Origin of the sequence: Xanthomonas arboricola pv. juglandis, from assembly GCF_001013475.1 — a bacterium.
GTDB classification, from domain to species: domain Bacteria; phylum Pseudomonadota; class Gammaproteobacteria; order Xanthomonadales; family Xanthomonadaceae; genus Xanthomonas; species Xanthomonas arboricola.
Genome location: NZ_JZEF01000003.1, coordinates 236929 through 253084 on the forward strand (window position 1 = coordinate 236929; position 16156 = coordinate 253084).

The following is a 16156-nucleotide window of genomic DNA, read 5'->3' on the forward strand; positions in this document are numbered from 1 at the left end:
CACGCATTGCGTGATATCAGGCACACCGCAAGCGCAATGCGCTAAGCGGATGCCGTGCCGATGGTCATGCACACCCTTGCGTACGGCGCGTTGCCGGTGCGCAAAGGTGTGCACGGTCACCCCACCATAAGCATGGCTGTTCTTACTTTTTTTGCAGTCGCACGGCCGCGCCACCGTTTGCAGCCAATGGCAGCTGTAAGCTGTCCTTGGAGGTAAGTTTGCGCGTGTCGATACGTACCTCCGTCGGGGCCTCGCCATCGGCGTAGATGGTGGCGGTCCAGCTGCCCTTGCCCAGGAATGCCAGCGGCAAGGTCAGCGTGCGTGCCTGCTCGTTGGTCATTGCGCCCACGTACCAGTCCTTGCCGCTACGCCGCGCCAGCGCGATGTGCTCGCCGATCGCGCCATCGAGTGCGCGTGTCTCATCCCAGCTCGCCGGCACATCGCGCAGGAACTGCGCTGCCGGCACGTGTTCGTATTGTTCCGGACTGTCGGCGACCACCGCGAACGGGCTTTCGTAGACCACATACATCGCCAGTTGCTGCGCACGTGTGGTCATCACCTGCGGTGCGATGTGCTGCATCTTGAACTCGGCCGGGCGCACATTGCGGAAGCCGCCCGGTGTGTAATCCATCGGCCCGAGCAACATGCGCGTAAACGGCAGCGTGAGGTTGTGGGTGGCGGTGATGCGCGTGGTCCACTTGTTGTACTCGGCGCCGAGTACGCCTTCCTGCGTGAGGTAATTGGGATAGGTGCGGGTCAGGCCGGTCGGGTGATAGGCGCCATGCAGATCCACCAGCAGTTTGTGCTCGGCGGCCTTGGCTAACAGGCGGTGGTAGAAATCCACCATCTGCTGGTCGTCGCGGTCCATGAAGTCGACCTTGATGCCCTTGATGCCGAGCTGCTGATACCAGGCGAGTGCTTCGTCCATGTGCGCATCCAGCGCGCGCCAATGCGCCCATAGCCACAGCCCGACATCGCGCTGCCGTGCGTAGGCCACCAGACCCGGCAGGTCGAGCTGCTCCACCGGGCGGCGGATATCGGCATCGACGTTGTACTGGCCATCGCCGGTGCTGCCGAAATACCAGCCATCGTCGATCAGCATGTATTGCAGTTTCAATTGCTGCGCGTGATCGATGTAGCGCTGAATCGTGGCGGTATTCATGCCCGGCTGGGCCACGCCACTGGCCAGTGAGCCGGACCACCAATCCCATGCCGATTTGCCCGCGTGCACCCAGCTCGCATCGAAGGCCGGCGGCGGGTTGAGTGCGGAAATCAGATTGGATTCGATCAGGCTGGCCGGGCTGTCACCCAGCATGATCACCCGCCACGGCGTGGCGAAATTGCGGCCCTTGGCATCAAAGCTGACGGCCAGCTTGGGGTCGTCCAGGCGTGGCGATAATTTCGCCGACACGCCCAGGCTGCCATCCTCGCGGCCGGTGAGATACAAGCCGGCATAATCGCGCAGGTTCGCCTCGGCAATTGCCAGCGTGGTGCCGCTGGCATCGGTCTGGCACACCAGCGGCAACTCGAGCAGATTGTGCGGGCGCAATCTGGACGCGGCGATCGCATCGTATTCGCCCTCGTGGCTGGTGCCGAAGCGGCCCAGGTTCAAGGTCCAGCATGGGTAATCGCTGGGGAATGCAAAGCCGGTGAGCTCATTGCGAATCCGCACCTCGCCGGCATTTGGCAGCACATAACGCAGCGCAACGCCGTCGTCGTAGGCGCGCAATTCCACCGTCAGGCGTCGCTGTTTGGGGTCCGACAACTGCACGCGCAATTGACGATAGTGATCGCGTGCCTGACGCGTCTTGCCCACGGGCAGGGCGAAGCGGCTGTCATGTGTTTCGGTGGTGCTGCCCTGCAGCGTCATCGCCTTGCCGAGCGTGTCGGCGCGGCCCAGATCCAGTCCGAGCGGGGCGTCGTCGAGCACGACTTTGTTGCGATACAGCACGCGATAGGTCGGCACGCCGCCCGCTCGCAGCGTGAATTCCACCTGCGTACGTGCGTCGGGCGACTGCACCTGCAAACGCTGTGCAGCTGCAGGCAGCGCGATCGAAAACAGCAAGGCGCATGCGGCCGGTAATGCGGACTGGATCAGGTTTCGCATGGGTCCCTCCTCCTGGGAGCGCCTACCCTAACGCAGAAGTGTTGTCGTCGATATCCACCTGGGGTAACGTTACCTCGCACCATGGCCGCTGAAACAGGGGCGGCAGCCACGGGCGGCATCACGGCAGATGCACTGACAAGGCGGCTACGCGTCGCTTTGACGGTTGCGCCGACGCGATGTGCACCGTTGCTTGGCAGTAGAGCTTGGGAGAGGCCTCTAATGCTGATGGTTCGCAAGGCGTTCCGCCGTGGAGCGCTGTGGGTGTTGTGTGGTTGCATCGCGTGGACTGCAGTGGAGGCTGCACCCGCCGATGCCGATCCGCCCGGTCCCTACGACGTGCGCGTGCTCGCGGGCGGTGTCGGGCTGAGCAAGAAGCTCGCCGCCGGAACACCGCTGCTGGCCGCCGATGCGGATTGGAGCGTGTCCGGCTGGGTGCGGCCGTCCAGCGGGACGACCGGCCCGGCGTTGATTGCCGGTCTTGGCGATCCGCAGGCGGCTGGCCGATTCTTCGTCATCGACAACGGCATGCTGGGCTTTGCCCAAGGCGCAGATCATCTGCTGCGCAGCAAGCAGCAGATGCGTGCCGGTGTCTGGACGCAGGTCGCCGCGATTGCACAGGGCACGCGCCTGCGCTTGTACGCCAATGGCCGTCAGGTGGCCAGCGGCAGCGTGCAGCAAACCGCTGTCGCGGCCACGCTGGTGTTCGGTCCGCGCCAGCAACCGGTGGCGTATACGCAGCACTTCGGCGGCGAGATCGCAGGCTTTACCGCACAGGCCGGTGCGCTGGATGCGGCGGCCATCGCACGGCTTGCCGGACAGACGCCGGATCCGGCGTTGCAGCGCTTCGAAGACGCATCGCCCGGCTGGCGCGTGCAGGTCAAACAGATGGCGGGGCAACTCGCACCGCAAGCGGCGGCGACCCTGCCGCGCAGTGCGGCGCCCTTCCCGGCGCCGGTCGCCAGGCCGGTGTCGGATGCGCCTGCGTTGCAGGCGCTGGATGCCGCCTCATGGCGGGTCGGCGCGTGGCAACTCGCTGCTGCGCCAGAGCTCGGTCAAGCCAGCGGTGCGACGCTGTCGCGCAGCGATTACGCCGCCGGCAACACCCGCTGGCGCGCCGCGACCGTACCGGGCACGGTGCTCACCACGCTGGTCGATCGTGGCGTGTATCCGGACCCGGACATCGGCCTCAACAACATGGCGATTCCCGAATCGCTGAGCCGGCAGGACTGGTGGTACCGCAGCAGTTTCGATCTGCCGGCGTCACTGCAAGGCAAGCGACTGGAACTGCTGTTCAACGGCATCAACTACGCCGGCGAGATCTGGGTCAACGGCGCCCAGGTCGGGCGCACCCGGGGTGCCTTCGCACGCGGTCGCTTCGATGTCGGCAAGCAGCTCAAGCCGGGCAGGAATGTCATCGCGGTGCGCGTGTCGCCACCGCCGCATCCCGGCATCGCGCACGAACAATCGATGACGGCGGGCGTCGGCGAAAATGGCGGCATGCAGGCGCTGGACGGACCGACCTTCATCGCCAGCGAAGGCTGGGACTGGATTCCGGCGGTACGCGATCGCAATGCCGGTCTCTGGCAGGACGTGCAACTGCATGCCACAGGTCCCGTGGCGCTGGGCGATACGCAGGTCGTCACCGCACGGTTGGCACCGGATCACCGCCGTGCGGAACTCGAGATCAACGTGCCGCTGCGCAACGACACCGCCGCAGCAGTGCAGGGCACGCTGCAGGTGGCCTTCGGCGATGTGCGCATCCGGCGCGAGGTCAACGTACCGGCCGGTGGCAGCACGCTCAAGCTCACCGCCGCCGATACGCCGCAGCTGGTCGTCGCCAATCCACGCCTGTGGTGGCCAAACGGCTATGGCGAGCCTGCGCTGTATACCTTGCAGGCAAGTGTCGAGGTGGCCGGTGCGCCATCGGATGCGCGGCAGCTGCGCTTCGGCATTCGTCAGGTGACCTACGAGCTGTCGTTGTTCGACGACGATGGCGCGTTGCGTCGCGTCCTGGTCGATCTCAATCAAGCCCGGCAACGCGGCGAGCGCATCGTCGACGTGCGGCATGCAGCGATCCGGCCGGTACCGGGTGGCAATGCGCAATCCCTGTATCCCGGCGCCCTGTCTTCGCCGGCCGTGCAAGTGCTCGACGACACCCGCCTGGCCCCGCATCTGGCGCTGCGCATCAACGGCGTGCGCATTGCGGTGAAGGGCGGCAACTGGGGCATGGACGATTGGCGCAAGCGGGTCTCGCGCGAGCGGCTGGAGCCGTATTTCCGCCTGCAGCGCGATGCGCACTTCAATGTGGTGCGCAACTGGGTGGGGCAGAACACCGAAGCCAGTTTCTTCGAGCTGGCCGACGAATACGGCATGCTGGTGTTCAACGACTTCTGGCAGTCCACCCAGGACTACAACATGGAGCCGGCCGACGCGGCGCTGTTCCTGGACAATGCCGCCGAGGTGATCAAGCGCTTCCGCAATCATCCTTCGATCGTGCTGTGGTTCGGGCGCAACGAAGGCGTGCCGGCACCGATCCTCAATGAAGGCCTGGACAAGTTGGTTGCCGAACTCGATGGCACGCGCTGGTACACCGGCAGTTCCAACGAGATCAATCTGCAGGTCAGTGGCCCGTACAACTACCGCGAGCCGCTGGCGTACTTCAACAAACTGGCGCAGGGCTTTTCGGTGGAAGTGGGCACGCCGTTGTTCTCCACCCTGGAGTCGTTCAAGGCCTCCGTCCCGGCGGCGCAGGACCAGTGGCCGATCAGCGATGCCTGGGCCTATCACGACTGGCACCAGTCCGGTAACGGCGACACCGCCAGCTTCATGCGTTCGCTCACCGACAAGCTTGGTGCGCCCACCAGCCTGGAAGATTTTGAGCGCAAGGCGCAGTTGCTCAACTACGACACCCATCGCGCCATCTTCGAAGGCTTCAACGCGCAGCTGTGGAGCAAGAACAGCGGGCGCCTGCTGTGGATGAGCCATCCGGCCTGGCCCAGCAACATGTGGCAGATCTACAGCCACGACTACGACACCCATGCGGCCTACTACGGTGTGCGCAATGCGGCAGAGATGCTGCATGTGCAGATGAACCTGCCCGGCCACGACGTGGTGGTGGTCAACAATGCGGCCGAGCCTGTGAGCGGCCTGCGCGTACGCGCGGAAGTCTATGCCGCCGACGGAAAGTTGCTGCAGCAGCGCGAGCAAGCGCTGGAAGCCGCAGCGGTTTCGGTGTCGGCACCGGTGCTGCAACTTGCGCCATTACTCAAGGACACCAATGGCCTGGGCTTTGTACGGCTGCAATTGCTCGATCGCGATGCGGTCGTGCGTTCACGCAATTTCTACTGGGTGGCGCGCGATGCGGCGGCCATGCGCGGCCTGGATGCGCTGGTGGCAGTGCCGGTGCAGCTCAGCACGCAGCTGCAGGAGGGTGCCGAGCCGGTGCTGCGCGCCAGCGTGCGCAATGCCTCGCAGCAGGTTGCGCTCAACACCAAGCTGACCCTGGTGGATGCGCAAGGCCAACGCATCCTGCCGGCGTACTACAGCGACAACTACCTCAGCCTGGTGCCGGGCGAGCAGCGCGAGATCGAGATCCGCGGCCCGTCCGCGGCGAGCTTGCGCAATGCCACGCTGCAGGTGCGCGGCTGGAATGTCCAACCATCAACAGGCGTTGCCAACGGGCCTCCGTAGCGGCGCCAGCGCGTTGCCGCGCCGTGCCCCCGCACGGCGGTCGCACTGACGCGCCGATTGCGCGTCAGCCAATACCGCATTGCCGTTGCTGCAATGCCATTCGAAACGGTCGTGGATTGTCGTCATCCCTGGGAGGGGACCATGAACAAGCTGCATGCGAACACCTGCCACACCCCACTGGCCGCCGCACTCGCGGCCGCACTCACGCTGCTTGCAGGCAGCGCAGGCGCACAGGACGCCGGCAACGCCGCCGGGGTCACCGACCTGGACAAGGTCATGGTCAAGGGCGTGCGCGGCGCGCAGGCCGAGGCCATCGAAAACAAGCGCACCGCTGCGCAGATCATCGACTCGATCTCTGCAGAGGACATCGGCAAGTTGCCCGATGTCACCATCACCGATTCGCTGCAACGCGTGCCCGGCGTGCAGATCCGGCGTTCGGCCGGCGAGGGCTCGCAGCTCAATATCCGCGGCATGCCGCAGGTGCAGACCACCATGAACGGCGAGTTGTACCTGAGCGCCGGTGGCGGCGACCAGTACGGCCAGCCGAACATCGGCCGCGCGCAGCCGGATTTCGTCGACATCCCGCCGACGCTGTTCAGTGGCGTTGACGTGATCAAATCGCCGACCGCCGCCGATCTGGATGGCGGGATCAGCGGTACCGTCTCGCTGAAGACGCGGCGCCCGTTCGACCTGCCGGAAGGCTGGACCTTCAGCGGCCAGGCCGAAGGCTCCTACGGCGACCGCGTGCAGGAACTCAACGAGCTGTACTCGGGGTTGGCCAGCTTCCGCACCGAGCGCTGGGGTGCGTTGCTGGCCGTGTCTTATTCGGATGCCACGCTGGAGAACAAGCACCCCAGCGTGTATTCCAATGGCGCGCAGAAATCCACCGAGCAGAATGTGGGCTTCGATTTCAACGGCGACGGGCGCATTGGCAGCAACACCGACCCCAGCAATCTGCCGCGCGATTATTTCTACAACTGGGTCGCCACCGAACTGGACAACCGCAGCACCTATCGCCAGCGCACCGGCATCAACGGCTCGTTCCAGTTCAACATCAACGATTCGTGGACGGTGTTGGCCGACGCGGCCTACACCAAGCTCGAAGACCAGGACACCTCGGTGGCCGCGCAACTGCACACCGGCTGGGCCACCAACCAGTTGCAGCCCGGCTCGGTGGTCGATTCCAACGGCGTGCTGGAATACGGCCAGTTCCGCTACAACCGCTTCCAGGCCCACTCGATGGCCGGCGTTGCCGACTCGGATGCGCTCAACACCAATCTGGAGCTGCGCTTCGATGATGGTGGCCCTCTGCGTGCGTCGTTCCGCTGGGTGCATGGCGATGCGCAGCGCACCTACGACGAAGCGCGTGCCGATGCGGTGGTGACGCGTGGCGACCAGATCACGCGCGCCGGCGGCGTCACGCAGTGGGCGAACGCCAACGGCTTGCCGACAGTGGATGCCTCGGTGGATTTCCGTGGCACCTATCCGGCGGTCAACCTCGGCACCGACGTGTCCAACCCGGACAACTGGCAGCTGATGTCGACCTGGGCGCAGGGCAACAAGATCGAAGCGACGATGGACGCGTTCCGCGCCGATGGCACCTTCGAGTTCGACGAGGGCGTGGTGCGCGGCTTCCAGTTCGGTATCCGTTACGGCGAGCGCGAGGTCAAGCTGGATACCTATCGCTATCTGTCCCCAGTATCGACCAGCTGCGCCGACCCGAACCGTTCGCTGTATTACTTCAAGGATCCGCTGATCGTGGACACCTGCAGCGGCGTCTCCGAAGCGCGCCTGCTGCCGTTCAATTCGATTCCCGGTTACTGGGCGTATTTCAACGACTTCGATCCGCTCAAGGTCACCGGCCTGGGCAGCCAGGGCCTGCCGGCGATCAACCCGCAGGTCATGAAGGACCCGGTGGGCTATCTCAACAGCCTGTACCCGGGCAACGTGGCCTACCAGCAGGCCGCCGACTCCTACAAGGTCACCGAAAAGAGTACCGCAGCGTATTTTCTGGCCAATCTGGAAGGCGGTACCGGCAGCGCAGTCCCGTGGACGGCCAACATCGGCGCGCGCATCGTGCAGACCAAGCTGGCGATCGACCAGTACCTGAGCAGCGGCAATGTGTTCATCGGCAATGTCGAATGGAACGGCGTCAGCCCGGCGATCGGTACCAATCGATTGAACCGCCAATACACCGACGTGCTGCCCACCGCCAACCTGTCGCTGGACATCACCGATGCGCAGAAGCTGCGCTTTGCCTACAACAAGGCGGTGGCGCGCCAGGACCTGCCCGATCTCGGGCGCGGGCTGGTGAGCTTCTATGCGGTCAACGGCACGCCACCGCGCAACCCTGCGTTGCCCTCGGATGCGGTGCTGTTCCTCAATGGCCGCTCCGGCAATCCGGATCTCGATCCGTATCGCGCCACCAACTACAACGCCTCATGGGAATGGTATTTCTCCGATGCGTCGTTGGTCAGCGTGGGTGCGTTCCTGATCGATGTGAAGTCGTTCCCCACCACGGTGACCAATATCGAACTGTTGCCCGACGCCGATGGCGTGGCGCGGCTGGGTGGCCCGGTGGAGCGCATCGTCAATGGCGGTGGTGGCAAGATCAAGGGCTTTGAAGTGGGGTACCAGCAAGCCTTCGACTTCCTGCCCGGCTGGTTGAGCGGCTTTGGTACCAATATCAACTACACCTTCTCCGACGCCGACACCGACAACACCGATATCGACGGCAACACCTTGCCGATCGGCGATAACTCCAAGCACCAGGCCAACGCGGTGCTGTGGTACCAGAAGGACAAGCTGCAGGCGCGTGTGGCCTACAACTGGCGCAGCAAGCGCTTCAGTCAGGTCAACAGCGGTGCCTGGGGCGACGAGCTGGCGATCTGGAACGACGACGTGGGCTATCTCGATGCGTCCTTCAGCTACGACGTCAACGATCATCTGACCCTGTACGCCCAGGCGACCAATCTGACCGGCGAAAGCGAGCGGCGCTACGCGCAGTGGACCAACCACTACTACGACCAGAACATCTTCGAGCGTCGTTACTACGCGGGCTTGCGTCTGCGCTTCTGATCCGGCTGCACCGTTGTGCGACACAGCGCACCCCTGCGCTGTGTCGCGCATGTTTCGCTGTTGTCGCTCTCCAAGCGGTCATTGCGCTTTCTTCCCGTCGCCGCTGATTGCGGCGCTGCAGTACGCCTGACGGCAACGTCAGGCACCCTCCCATTCGGCCGCATCGTCGGGAAGCGATGTGGCCGTTTTTTTGAACGTGATGCCGCAGGCGTTACCCGATGCCGATCGATGCAGCGCTTAGCGCGCCGGCGGCCCCGCCGTCGAGCCGCGCTTGACCACGGTGTACTTCATCACCTGATGCACGCCCTGCGCGGGATCGCCCTTGCGTCGCTGGCGGATCGCATCGGCCAGCAGCGACACCGCCGCGCGGCCCATCGCGGTGACCGGTTGATGCACGGTGGTGAGCTCGGGCCAGATGGTGGTGGCAACCGGGGTGTCGTCGAAGCCGGCGACCGATACATCTTCGGGTACCCGCAAGCCCAGTCCGTGTGCGACCGCAACGGCGGCTGCCGCCATATCGTCGTTGCTGCAGAACAGGGCGGTGGGCGGTTGCGCCTGCGAGAGCAGGCTGCGCGCGGCGAGCAGGCCGGAGTGATAGGTGAACAGACCGTCTGCCATCAATTCTTCGGCCACAGGCAGGCCGGCAGCCTGCAGGCTGTCGAGATAGCCGTTGGCACGTAATGCACTGGGCGTGTGCTTGGGGTCGCCCTTGATCAAGGCGATGCGGCGATGGCCCAGTTCGATCAGGTGATCGACGATGGCGCGCGCAGCCTGGTAATCGTCGATGCGCACCGAGCTGATTTGCGCCATCGGTGCGCCGCTCGCCACCGCCACGACCGGGATGCCGCGTGCATCGAGTTCGGCGATGGTCTGGCGCGAGTCGCATAGCGGTGGCGGCAGGATCACGCCATCCACGCCGGCCGCCAGCAAGCGCTCGGTGGCGGCACGCTGGCTGCGGATGGCGCCGCATTTTTCCACCAGCACCTGGCTGCCATTGAGGCTGCTCTGTTCGAGAAGGCCGAGCATGAATTGATTGAGGTAGGCCGCGCTGGGATTGCTGTACAGCACGCCGATGCGCAACAGGCCGCTGGTGCGCAACGAACGGCCGGCCAGGTTGGGGCGATACCCCAATGCCTGGACCGAGGCCTCCACGCGCACGCGCATCTCCTCGCCGACATGTGGGTGGCGGTTGATGACGCGCGAAGCCGTCATCGGCGAGACCCCGGCGTGCTTGGCGACATCCAGCAGGGTTGCCGCGTTGTTCGCACTGCGTTGGCGCTTGGCCGCCATTGTGTGTGCTCGTCCTGGAGTGGAAGCGAAAGGCAGGTGGCGTGCATGAAGCCTGCAGCGACCAGGACGTGCCTGGGCGCTGGCAATCGGCACTGCGATATCGGTATCGGCACAGAGCACGCGCAGCGTGCGCGTGCTCTGTGCCGCGCGCACTCAACCGAGGAGTGCACGCGACGTCTGCAAATGCAGTTATTCGCTCGGCGGCTGCACGCTTTTTGCGCGGCTGCCGAAATCGCCATCGGCTTCGGCCGCCAGATACGCAAACACCGTGTAGGCCGCGACATTTTGCGCAAGCGCCTTGGGGTCGATCTTGTCCAGCGTGTCGTCGGCGGTGTGGTGCAGATCGAAGTAGTCGGTGCCGTCCTGCGCCAGCCATGCCCAGGCGCCACCCTTGGCGGAAATCGGCCCGACGTCGGGGCCGGGGCCGCCCTTGCTCGGCTCATACGCGATGCCCAACGGCGCAAGCGCTTCGGCAATCTGTTTGGTCGCTGCGCGCGACTCGTCCGGTGCCGCCGAGCCGGTGTTGAACGCATAGATGCGCCCGGCACCAAAATCGCTCTCCGCGCCGATCTGATGCAGCGCCATGTCCTTGGCATCCTTGCCGTGCGCGGCTGCATATGCCTTGCCGCCGTACAGGCCTTGCTCCTCGTTGGCGAAGGCCACCACGCGGATGCTGCGCTTGGGCGCCTGCTTGAGTTGGCCGATCAGGTGGCCCGCGGCCATGGTGATCGCCACGCCGGCGCCATCGTCGATCGCGCCGGTGCCCAGATCCCACGAATCCAGATGCCCGCCGATCACCACCACTTCCTTCGGCTTGCTGCGTCCGGTGATTTCGCCGATCACGTTGTAGGAGGTCGCGGTGCCGTCCCAGCCGCAATCCAGCACCAAGCGCACACGCGTGCTGCCCAGCGCGGTCAGGCGCGCGAGCTGGTTGGCATCAGGCACCGACAACGCCGCTGCCGGTACCGGCGCCACGCCTTCATCGAAACGGGTGATGCCGGTATGCGGCACGCGGTGCGAGTCGGTGCCGGCCGAGCGCATCACGAAGCCGATCGCGCCCTTGCGGATCGCTTCCGACGGGCCCTTGCTGCGCACCGCGCCGCCATTGCCGTAATCCTTGCCGTCGCGCGCCTTGGTCATCTGGTAATCGACGAACGCGATCTTGCCGGCCAGCGAGCCGGCCGGTGCGGCCTGCAGTGCGGCCAGGTTTTCGAAGCGCACCACCTCGCCTTCGACGGTGCCGCCCGGGCTGCCGCCCAGTGCAGTGATGTGCAGGGGCTGCGCATGCGCACCGATCACCGCCGCCTGTTCGCTGCGCCGCTGCCACTTCGGAAAGCTCACCGGCTCGGTCCACACCTTGTCGAAGCCCAGCGACTGAAACTTGGCCTTGGCCCAGGCCACCGCGCGCGGGTCGGCCTCGCCACCGGCAATGCGTGGACCCACTTCGGTGGTCAACGATTCCACCACCGCAAAGCCGGTGGTGTCAGCCAGGGCCTGCTCGCGCAGCTGCGCGGCGGTGCGTAGCGCGCCATCGGCGATGCTGGTCTGTGCGGCAAGCGCGGGTGTGCAGGCGAGTAGGGCAGAGATGGCAACAGCGAGGCGACGCATGCAGGGCGGCTCCAACGACAAGGGGACCCCGAGCTTATCAGCGCGAGGTCCCCCGTCTGCGTGCGAAAGGTCATCCTCCTGCGCGAAGTTGCGCAGCGGATGTGTCCGCTTACGGCACGCCCGGTGTCTTCAGTGTGTCGTTCTTCAACGAATCGCGGATCTCGCGCAGCAACAGCACTTCTTCGCTCGGGCCCTTGGGGGCATCCGGCTTGCGGTGGGTCAAGCGGTTGATCAGCTTGACCACCATGAAGATCGCAAAGGCGATGATCACGAACTGCACGACGGTGTTGATGAAATCGCCGTAGCCGATCGCCACTGCCGGAATTTCCTTGCCGGTGGCATCGACGCCGGCTGGCTTGAGCACCCAGGCCAGGCGCGAGAAATCCACATTGCCGATGGCCCAGCCGATCGGCGGCATGATGATCTTTTCCACCAGTGCAGTGACGATCTTGCCGAACGCTGCACCGATGACGACACCGACCGCCAGGTCGATGACATTGCCACGCATCGCGAATTGCTTGAATTCGCTGACCATTCCCATAGCGCACTCCAGATGCGGTCGCGGACCAACTGCCGCAGGGTGATCGTAGCGGGCCGCGTGTCAGCCCGCGATGATGCCGTGGCGCTCGGCAACGTTTTCCAGGCGTGCGCTGAACTGATCGCCGGGCAGTAGCGGGCCGACACCGGCCGGAGTGCCCATGAAGATCAGGTCGCCCGCGCGCAATGCGTAGAGCTTGGAGAGCTCATGCAAAATCTCCGGCACGTTCCAGATCATCTGATCCAGCAACGACTGCTGACGCACCTGGCCGTTGACTTCCAGCGACAGATTCAAGGCCTCCAGCGCACCCACTTCGCCGGCATGCACCAGTTCGCTGATCGGCGCGGAGTGGTCGAAGCCCTTGGCGATGTCCCACGGCAGGCCCTTGGCCTTGGCAGCTGCCTGCAGGTCGCGTCGGGTCAGGTCCAGGCCCACGCCGTAGCCGTAGATCAGCGCCTCTGCCTGCTCCACCGGCAACTCGCCGGCCGGCGCATCGCTGCCCAGTGCCACCACCAGTTCCACTTCGTGGTGCAGTTCCCGGGTGCCGGGCGGATACGGAATATGGTCGCCGTGGCCGACCACGATCGCATCGGCAGGCTTCATGAAAAAGGTCGGCTGGCCACGTTCGGCCTTGGAAGCAGGCGCAGTGGCGCCCATCTCGCGTGCGTGATCGGCAAAGTTGCGGCCGACGCAGTAGATGCGGTGCACCGGAAAGTTGCCGCCACCAACCACTGGAATGCGCGGAACATCGGCGGCGGGAATCACATCGTGGGTCATGCACGCATCCTTGGGGCGACGGAGCACGTGAGTCTAGCCGTTTGACTGTGCATGACGGAACCGCCGTGCTGCGCGTTGAGTGCATCGCTCCGCCTGGCTGGCAGTTCGTGCGACCACGGTCTGCGTCGGCGCAGGCGAAAGCGCGCATGCCGGTCAGGTCATGCGCGCAGTGACATCAGGATTCAATGCCCACCGCGCCAGATGGCGGTGGAATGGCGCTTCAGTGCGACAACGGCAGCGCGGGCTTGCGCACCACGCGGTATTCGGCCTCGACCACGCGCGTGTGCTGCGGCGTGCGGCGGTCCGACTTGCTCAACAGCTTCCAGGCAATGCCGCCCAGGATCATCGCCGCGCCCACGAACACGCTGAAGAAGATCAGCACCGCAAGGATGACCAGGCCAGCCAGCCCGGCGGCCACACGCACCAGCGGGTGACGCGGCTTGCGCGGGGCAAACAGGTGGTGGAGGTTGCCGAATTGGAAGAGGCGTGCAGGCATGGCGGTGGGCTGCCGGGAAGGAAACAGGCCCGCAGTATCGTTGCGGTTTCATGTCATTGAGTGAAAACTTCGTTAAACAGTGGTTCGTTTTGCCAAATCCATCACATCCGATGAGGTGCGACATCGTCGTCGTACCGGTCAGAAGTATTGCCCGCAGTGGTGACAAGCGCGCGCGAGTGGCCGCTATCGCATGGCGTCTGAGCGATGCAGGCGCATGCCACAATCGCAGTCCGTTCTAGAACAGCAGACCGCATGTCTTCGTCATCGTCCACCACGCTCGCCGAACTGGCGCAGATTCCCGATGCCGGATTTCTGGAAGTCGAAGCGGTGTGGGACGGCGGCCCGGAGTCGCTGGTGCTGTATCGCGATGGTGCGCAGGTGCGCGCCTGGTTGAACGTCTGCCCGCACGCTGGCCGTCGGCTGGACTGGGCGCCCGGCCAGTTCCTCAAGACCAAGGAAGGCCATCTGGTGTGCGCAGCGCATGGCGCAGCGTTCGAGCTGGGTGGCGGCGAATGCATCAGCGGCCCGTGCCGCGGTCAATCGCTGCTGGCGGTGCCGGTGCGTGTCGAAGGTGATCAGGTGGTCCTTGGCTAGGTTGCTGGTCCGGGGCGTGGTCGCCATCGTCCGCGCACATTCGCAGCGATCGCTATCGCCGACCAACACGCCGGCTCACCGCGCTGCCCACCAGAACATCAGGTTGATCATCGACACCATCACCACGATATAGATCAGCGACAGCGGTGCGCCCACGCGCCACAGCTCGCGCGGCTGATAGTTGGCCGGGCCGGCCACCATCGAAATCACGGGGTTGGAGGCAGTCATCAGATTGTTGGACGCCGACAACGCCACGATCAGCGCGAACGCGGTGGGGTTGCCGTTGGCTGCCAGCGCCAGGTTGACCGCGATCGGCACCATCACGATGGTGGCGCCGACATGGCTGATCACCAGCGAAAACGCGGTGGTCAGCAGCGCCAGGCTGATTTCCAGCGCCCAGACCGGGATGCCTTCGGGCAGGCGGTCGATGGTGTGGCCGGCTACCCAGGCCGCGGTGCCGCTGCTGTCCATCGCCCAGCCCAGCGGAATCAGGCCGGCCATCATGAAGATGGTCTTCCAGTTGATCGAGGCATAGGCCTCGTCCATGCGCAGCACGCCGCTGACCAGCATGCAGGCCACGCCGGTCATCAAGGTCAGCGCCACCGGCAGGCGCGAGGTCAGTGCGATCAGGATGGTGAAGGCGAAGATCGCCATGGCGATCTTGAACTTGTGCGGGCGCTGCTCGCCCTTGGGAAAGTCGGTCACCGGCACGAAATCGCGGCTTTCCGCCGCCTGCGCCAGGTCCTGCCAGATGCTGTGGAACACCAGCATGTCGCCGCCGCGCAGCGGCACGTTACGCACGTCCTCGCGGATCACCTGCTTGTCGCGGTTGATCGCCAGCAGGCTGATGCCGCTCTGCTTGCGCAGGCGCAATTCGGCGGCGGTCTTGCCGATCAGCCGCGAGTTGGGCGGAATCAATGCTTCGGAAATGCCGGCCAGGCTGGGATTGAACAGGTCGCCCAGGTTGCGCAGGCGCGAGGACATGCGCAGGAACTGGTTCTGCGCAAAGTCGGTCACTTCCTGGCGCGGCCCCATCGCGCCGAGCACGCTGCCGACCCAGATGCGCATGTCGGCCGGCGGCGCCAGGCGGGTGTCGTTGCCGGTCTTCAGGGCCAGCAACAACGGCGCGTCGTGCAGCGCTTCGGCCTCGCCCAGGGTCATGCCCACCAACGGGCTTTCGGCGCTGACGGTGAGCTCGAACACGTCGCCGTCGATGCCGTAGGTCTTGGCGAAGTAGCTTTCGGTGCGCGAGGGCGTGACGCCTTCGTTGATCAGGCGTTCTTCTTCGATCAGCTTGCGGTCGCCGTAGAAACGGAAGTACAGCAGTGCGGCGATCAGCAAGGCCACGCCGATCGGCAGCGGTGCGAACATCGTCAACGGCTCGATGCTGGCCATGCCCGAGGGCAGGTTGTTGTTGGCCGATACCAATAGGTCGTTGAGCAGGATCAGCGGCGAATTGCCCACCATGGTCAGCGCGCCGCCCATCACGATGGCTGCGGCGATCGGCAGCAGCATGCGTTGCAGGGTCAGCCCGGTGCGCGCGGCCAGCCGCGAGGCGACCGGCAGGTACAAGGCCATCACCGACGGGTTCTGCATGAAGGACGAGTTCAGGCCGGAGATGGCCAGCGTCATCATCATCAGGCGTTGTTCGCTGCCGTGCGAGCGCCGCAGCAACCAGGTCGCCAGGCGATTCAACGCACCGGTGCGCTCCAGCCCCGCACCGAGAATGGTAGTGGCGATGATGCTCATCACCGCGTTACCGGAAAAACCACCGAACAGTTCTTCCGGCGCCACCAGCCCGGTGACGCCCAGCACCACCAGCACGATCAAGGCCACCACGTCGGCGCGGATGCGCTCGAACAAAAACATCGCCATCGTGAAACCGACCAGCCCGAGGACGAGCTTCATATCGTTGGTCAGTGTCAGCGCGGTGTCCATCGGGTGCCGGGGCCGGGAATGGGGAGTCGGGAATGGAGAA

Annotated in this window: 10 protein-coding genes; 3 read left to right on the forward strand and 7 right to left on the reverse strand. The window is 65.0% G+C overall.

Annotated features, from left to right (window positions below; translation table 11 throughout):
- Positions 1–142: 142 nt before the first annotated feature.
- Positions 143–2107, reverse strand: a complete 1965-nt coding sequence (locus XARJCFBP2528_RS11815) for a glycoside hydrolase family 97 protein (protein WP_016904158.1) — start codon at positions 2105–2107, stop codon at positions 143–145.
- A 219-nt stretch (positions 2108–2326) separates the two neighbouring features.
- Here XARJCFBP2528_RS11815 and XARJCFBP2528_RS11820 point away from each other — a divergent pair, with 219 nt between their 5' ends.
- Complete coding sequence (locus tag XARJCFBP2528_RS11820; RefSeq protein ID WP_047124733.1) at positions 2327–5797, forward strand: glycoside hydrolase family 2; 3471 nt, start codon at positions 2327–2329, stop codon at positions 5795–5797.
- A gap of 141 nt (positions 5798–5938) precedes the next feature.
- Entirely contained in the window at positions 5939–8875 is a 2937-nt protein-coding gene (locus XARJCFBP2528_RS11825) for a TonB-dependent receptor (protein WP_047124734.1), read from the forward strand.
- 237 nt (positions 8876–9112) lie between these two features.
- On the opposite strand, the gene XARJCFBP2528_RS11830 is transcribed toward XARJCFBP2528_RS11825, so the two are convergent.
- The 5 genes from XARJCFBP2528_RS11830 to XARJCFBP2528_RS11850 all read right to left on the reverse strand — a co-directional run bounded on the left by XARJCFBP2528_RS11830 (position 9113) and on the right by XARJCFBP2528_RS11850 (position 13584).
- Positions 9113–10165, reverse strand: a complete 1053-nt coding sequence (locus XARJCFBP2528_RS11830; protein WP_016903335.1) for a LacI family DNA-binding transcriptional regulator — start codon at positions 10163–10165, stop codon at positions 9113–9115.
- A gap of 189 nt (positions 10166–10354) precedes the next feature.
- Entirely contained in the window at positions 10355–11773 is a 1419-nt protein-coding gene (locus XARJCFBP2528_RS11835) for a M20/M25/M40 family metallo-hydrolase (protein WP_016903334.1), read from the reverse strand.
- A gap of 109 nt (positions 11774–11882) precedes the next feature.
- The gene (mscL, locus tag XARJCFBP2528_RS11840; RefSeq protein WP_024940317.1) at positions 11883–12314 is read right to left on the reverse strand and encodes a large-conductance mechanosensitive channel protein MscL; all 432 of its coding nucleotides are present in this window, start codon (positions 12312–12314) and stop codon (positions 11883–11885) included.
- A gap of 60 nt (positions 12315–12374) precedes the next feature.
- Entirely contained in the window at positions 12375–13088 is a 714-nt protein-coding gene (locus XARJCFBP2528_RS11845) for a fumarylacetoacetate hydrolase family protein (RefSeq protein ID WP_016903332.1), read from the reverse strand.
- A 220-nt stretch (positions 13089–13308) separates the two neighbouring features.
- Positions 13309–13584 (reverse strand): hypothetical protein, encoded by a 276-nt coding sequence (locus tag XARJCFBP2528_RS11850; RefSeq protein WP_016903331.1) that lies wholly within the window; start codon positions 13582–13584, stop codon positions 13309–13311.
- A 252-nt stretch (positions 13585–13836) separates the two neighbouring features.
- Here XARJCFBP2528_RS11850 and XARJCFBP2528_RS11855 point away from each other — a divergent pair, with 252 nt between their 5' ends.
- Positions 13837–14178: a Rieske (2Fe-2S) protein gene (locus XARJCFBP2528_RS11855; RefSeq protein WP_016903330.1), complete on the forward strand. Its 342-nt coding sequence runs from the start codon at positions 13837–13839 to the stop codon at positions 14176–14178.
- Positions 14179–14253: 75 nt separating this feature from the next.
- Here the strand turns inward: XARJCFBP2528_RS11855 and XARJCFBP2528_RS11860 are convergent, their stop codons facing one another.
- Positions 14254–16116 carry an SLC13 family permease gene (locus XARJCFBP2528_RS11860; protein WP_016903329.1) on the reverse strand — a complete coding sequence of 621 codons (1863 nt, stop codon included), beginning with the start codon at positions 16114–16116 and terminating at the stop codon, positions 14254–14256.
- Positions 16117–16156: the final 40 nt, after the last annotated feature.

Coding starts and splice junctions, on each gene's coding strand:
- XARJCFBP2528_RS11815 (WP_016904158.1), bottom strand. CDS start 2,107: ATGCGAAACCTGATCCAGTCCGCATTACCGGCCGCATGCGCCTTGCTG.
- XARJCFBP2528_RS11820 (WP_047124733.1), top strand. CDS start 2,327: ATGCTGATGGTTCGCAAGGCGTTCCGCCGTGGAGCGCTGTGGGTGTTG.
- XARJCFBP2528_RS11825 (WP_047124734.1), top strand. CDS start 5,939: ATGAACAAGCTGCATGCGAACACCTGCCACACCCCACTGGCCGCCGCA.
- XARJCFBP2528_RS11830 (WP_016903335.1), bottom strand. CDS start 10,165: ATGGCGGCCAAGCGCCAACGCAGTGCGAACAACGCGGCAACCCTGCTG.
- XARJCFBP2528_RS11835 (WP_016903334.1), bottom strand. CDS start 11,773: ATGCGTCGCCTCGCTGTTGCCATCTCTGCCCTACTCGCCTGCACACCC.
- mscL (WP_024940317.1), bottom strand. CDS start 12,314: ATGGGAATGGTCAGCGAATTCAAGCAATTCGCGATGCGTGGCAATGTC.
- XARJCFBP2528_RS11845 (WP_016903332.1), bottom strand. CDS start 13,088: ATGACCCACGATGTGATTCCCGCCGCCGATGTTCCGCGCATTCCAGTG.
- XARJCFBP2528_RS11850 (WP_016903331.1), bottom strand. CDS start 13,584: ATGCCTGCACGCCTCTTCCAATTCGGCAACCTCCACCACCTGTTTGCC.
- XARJCFBP2528_RS11855 (WP_016903330.1), top strand. CDS start 13,837: ATGTCTTCGTCATCGTCCACCACGCTCGCCGAACTGGCGCAGATTCCC.
- XARJCFBP2528_RS11860 (WP_016903329.1), bottom strand. CDS start 16,116: ATGGACACCGCGCTGACACTGACCAACGATATGAAGCTCGTCCTCGGG.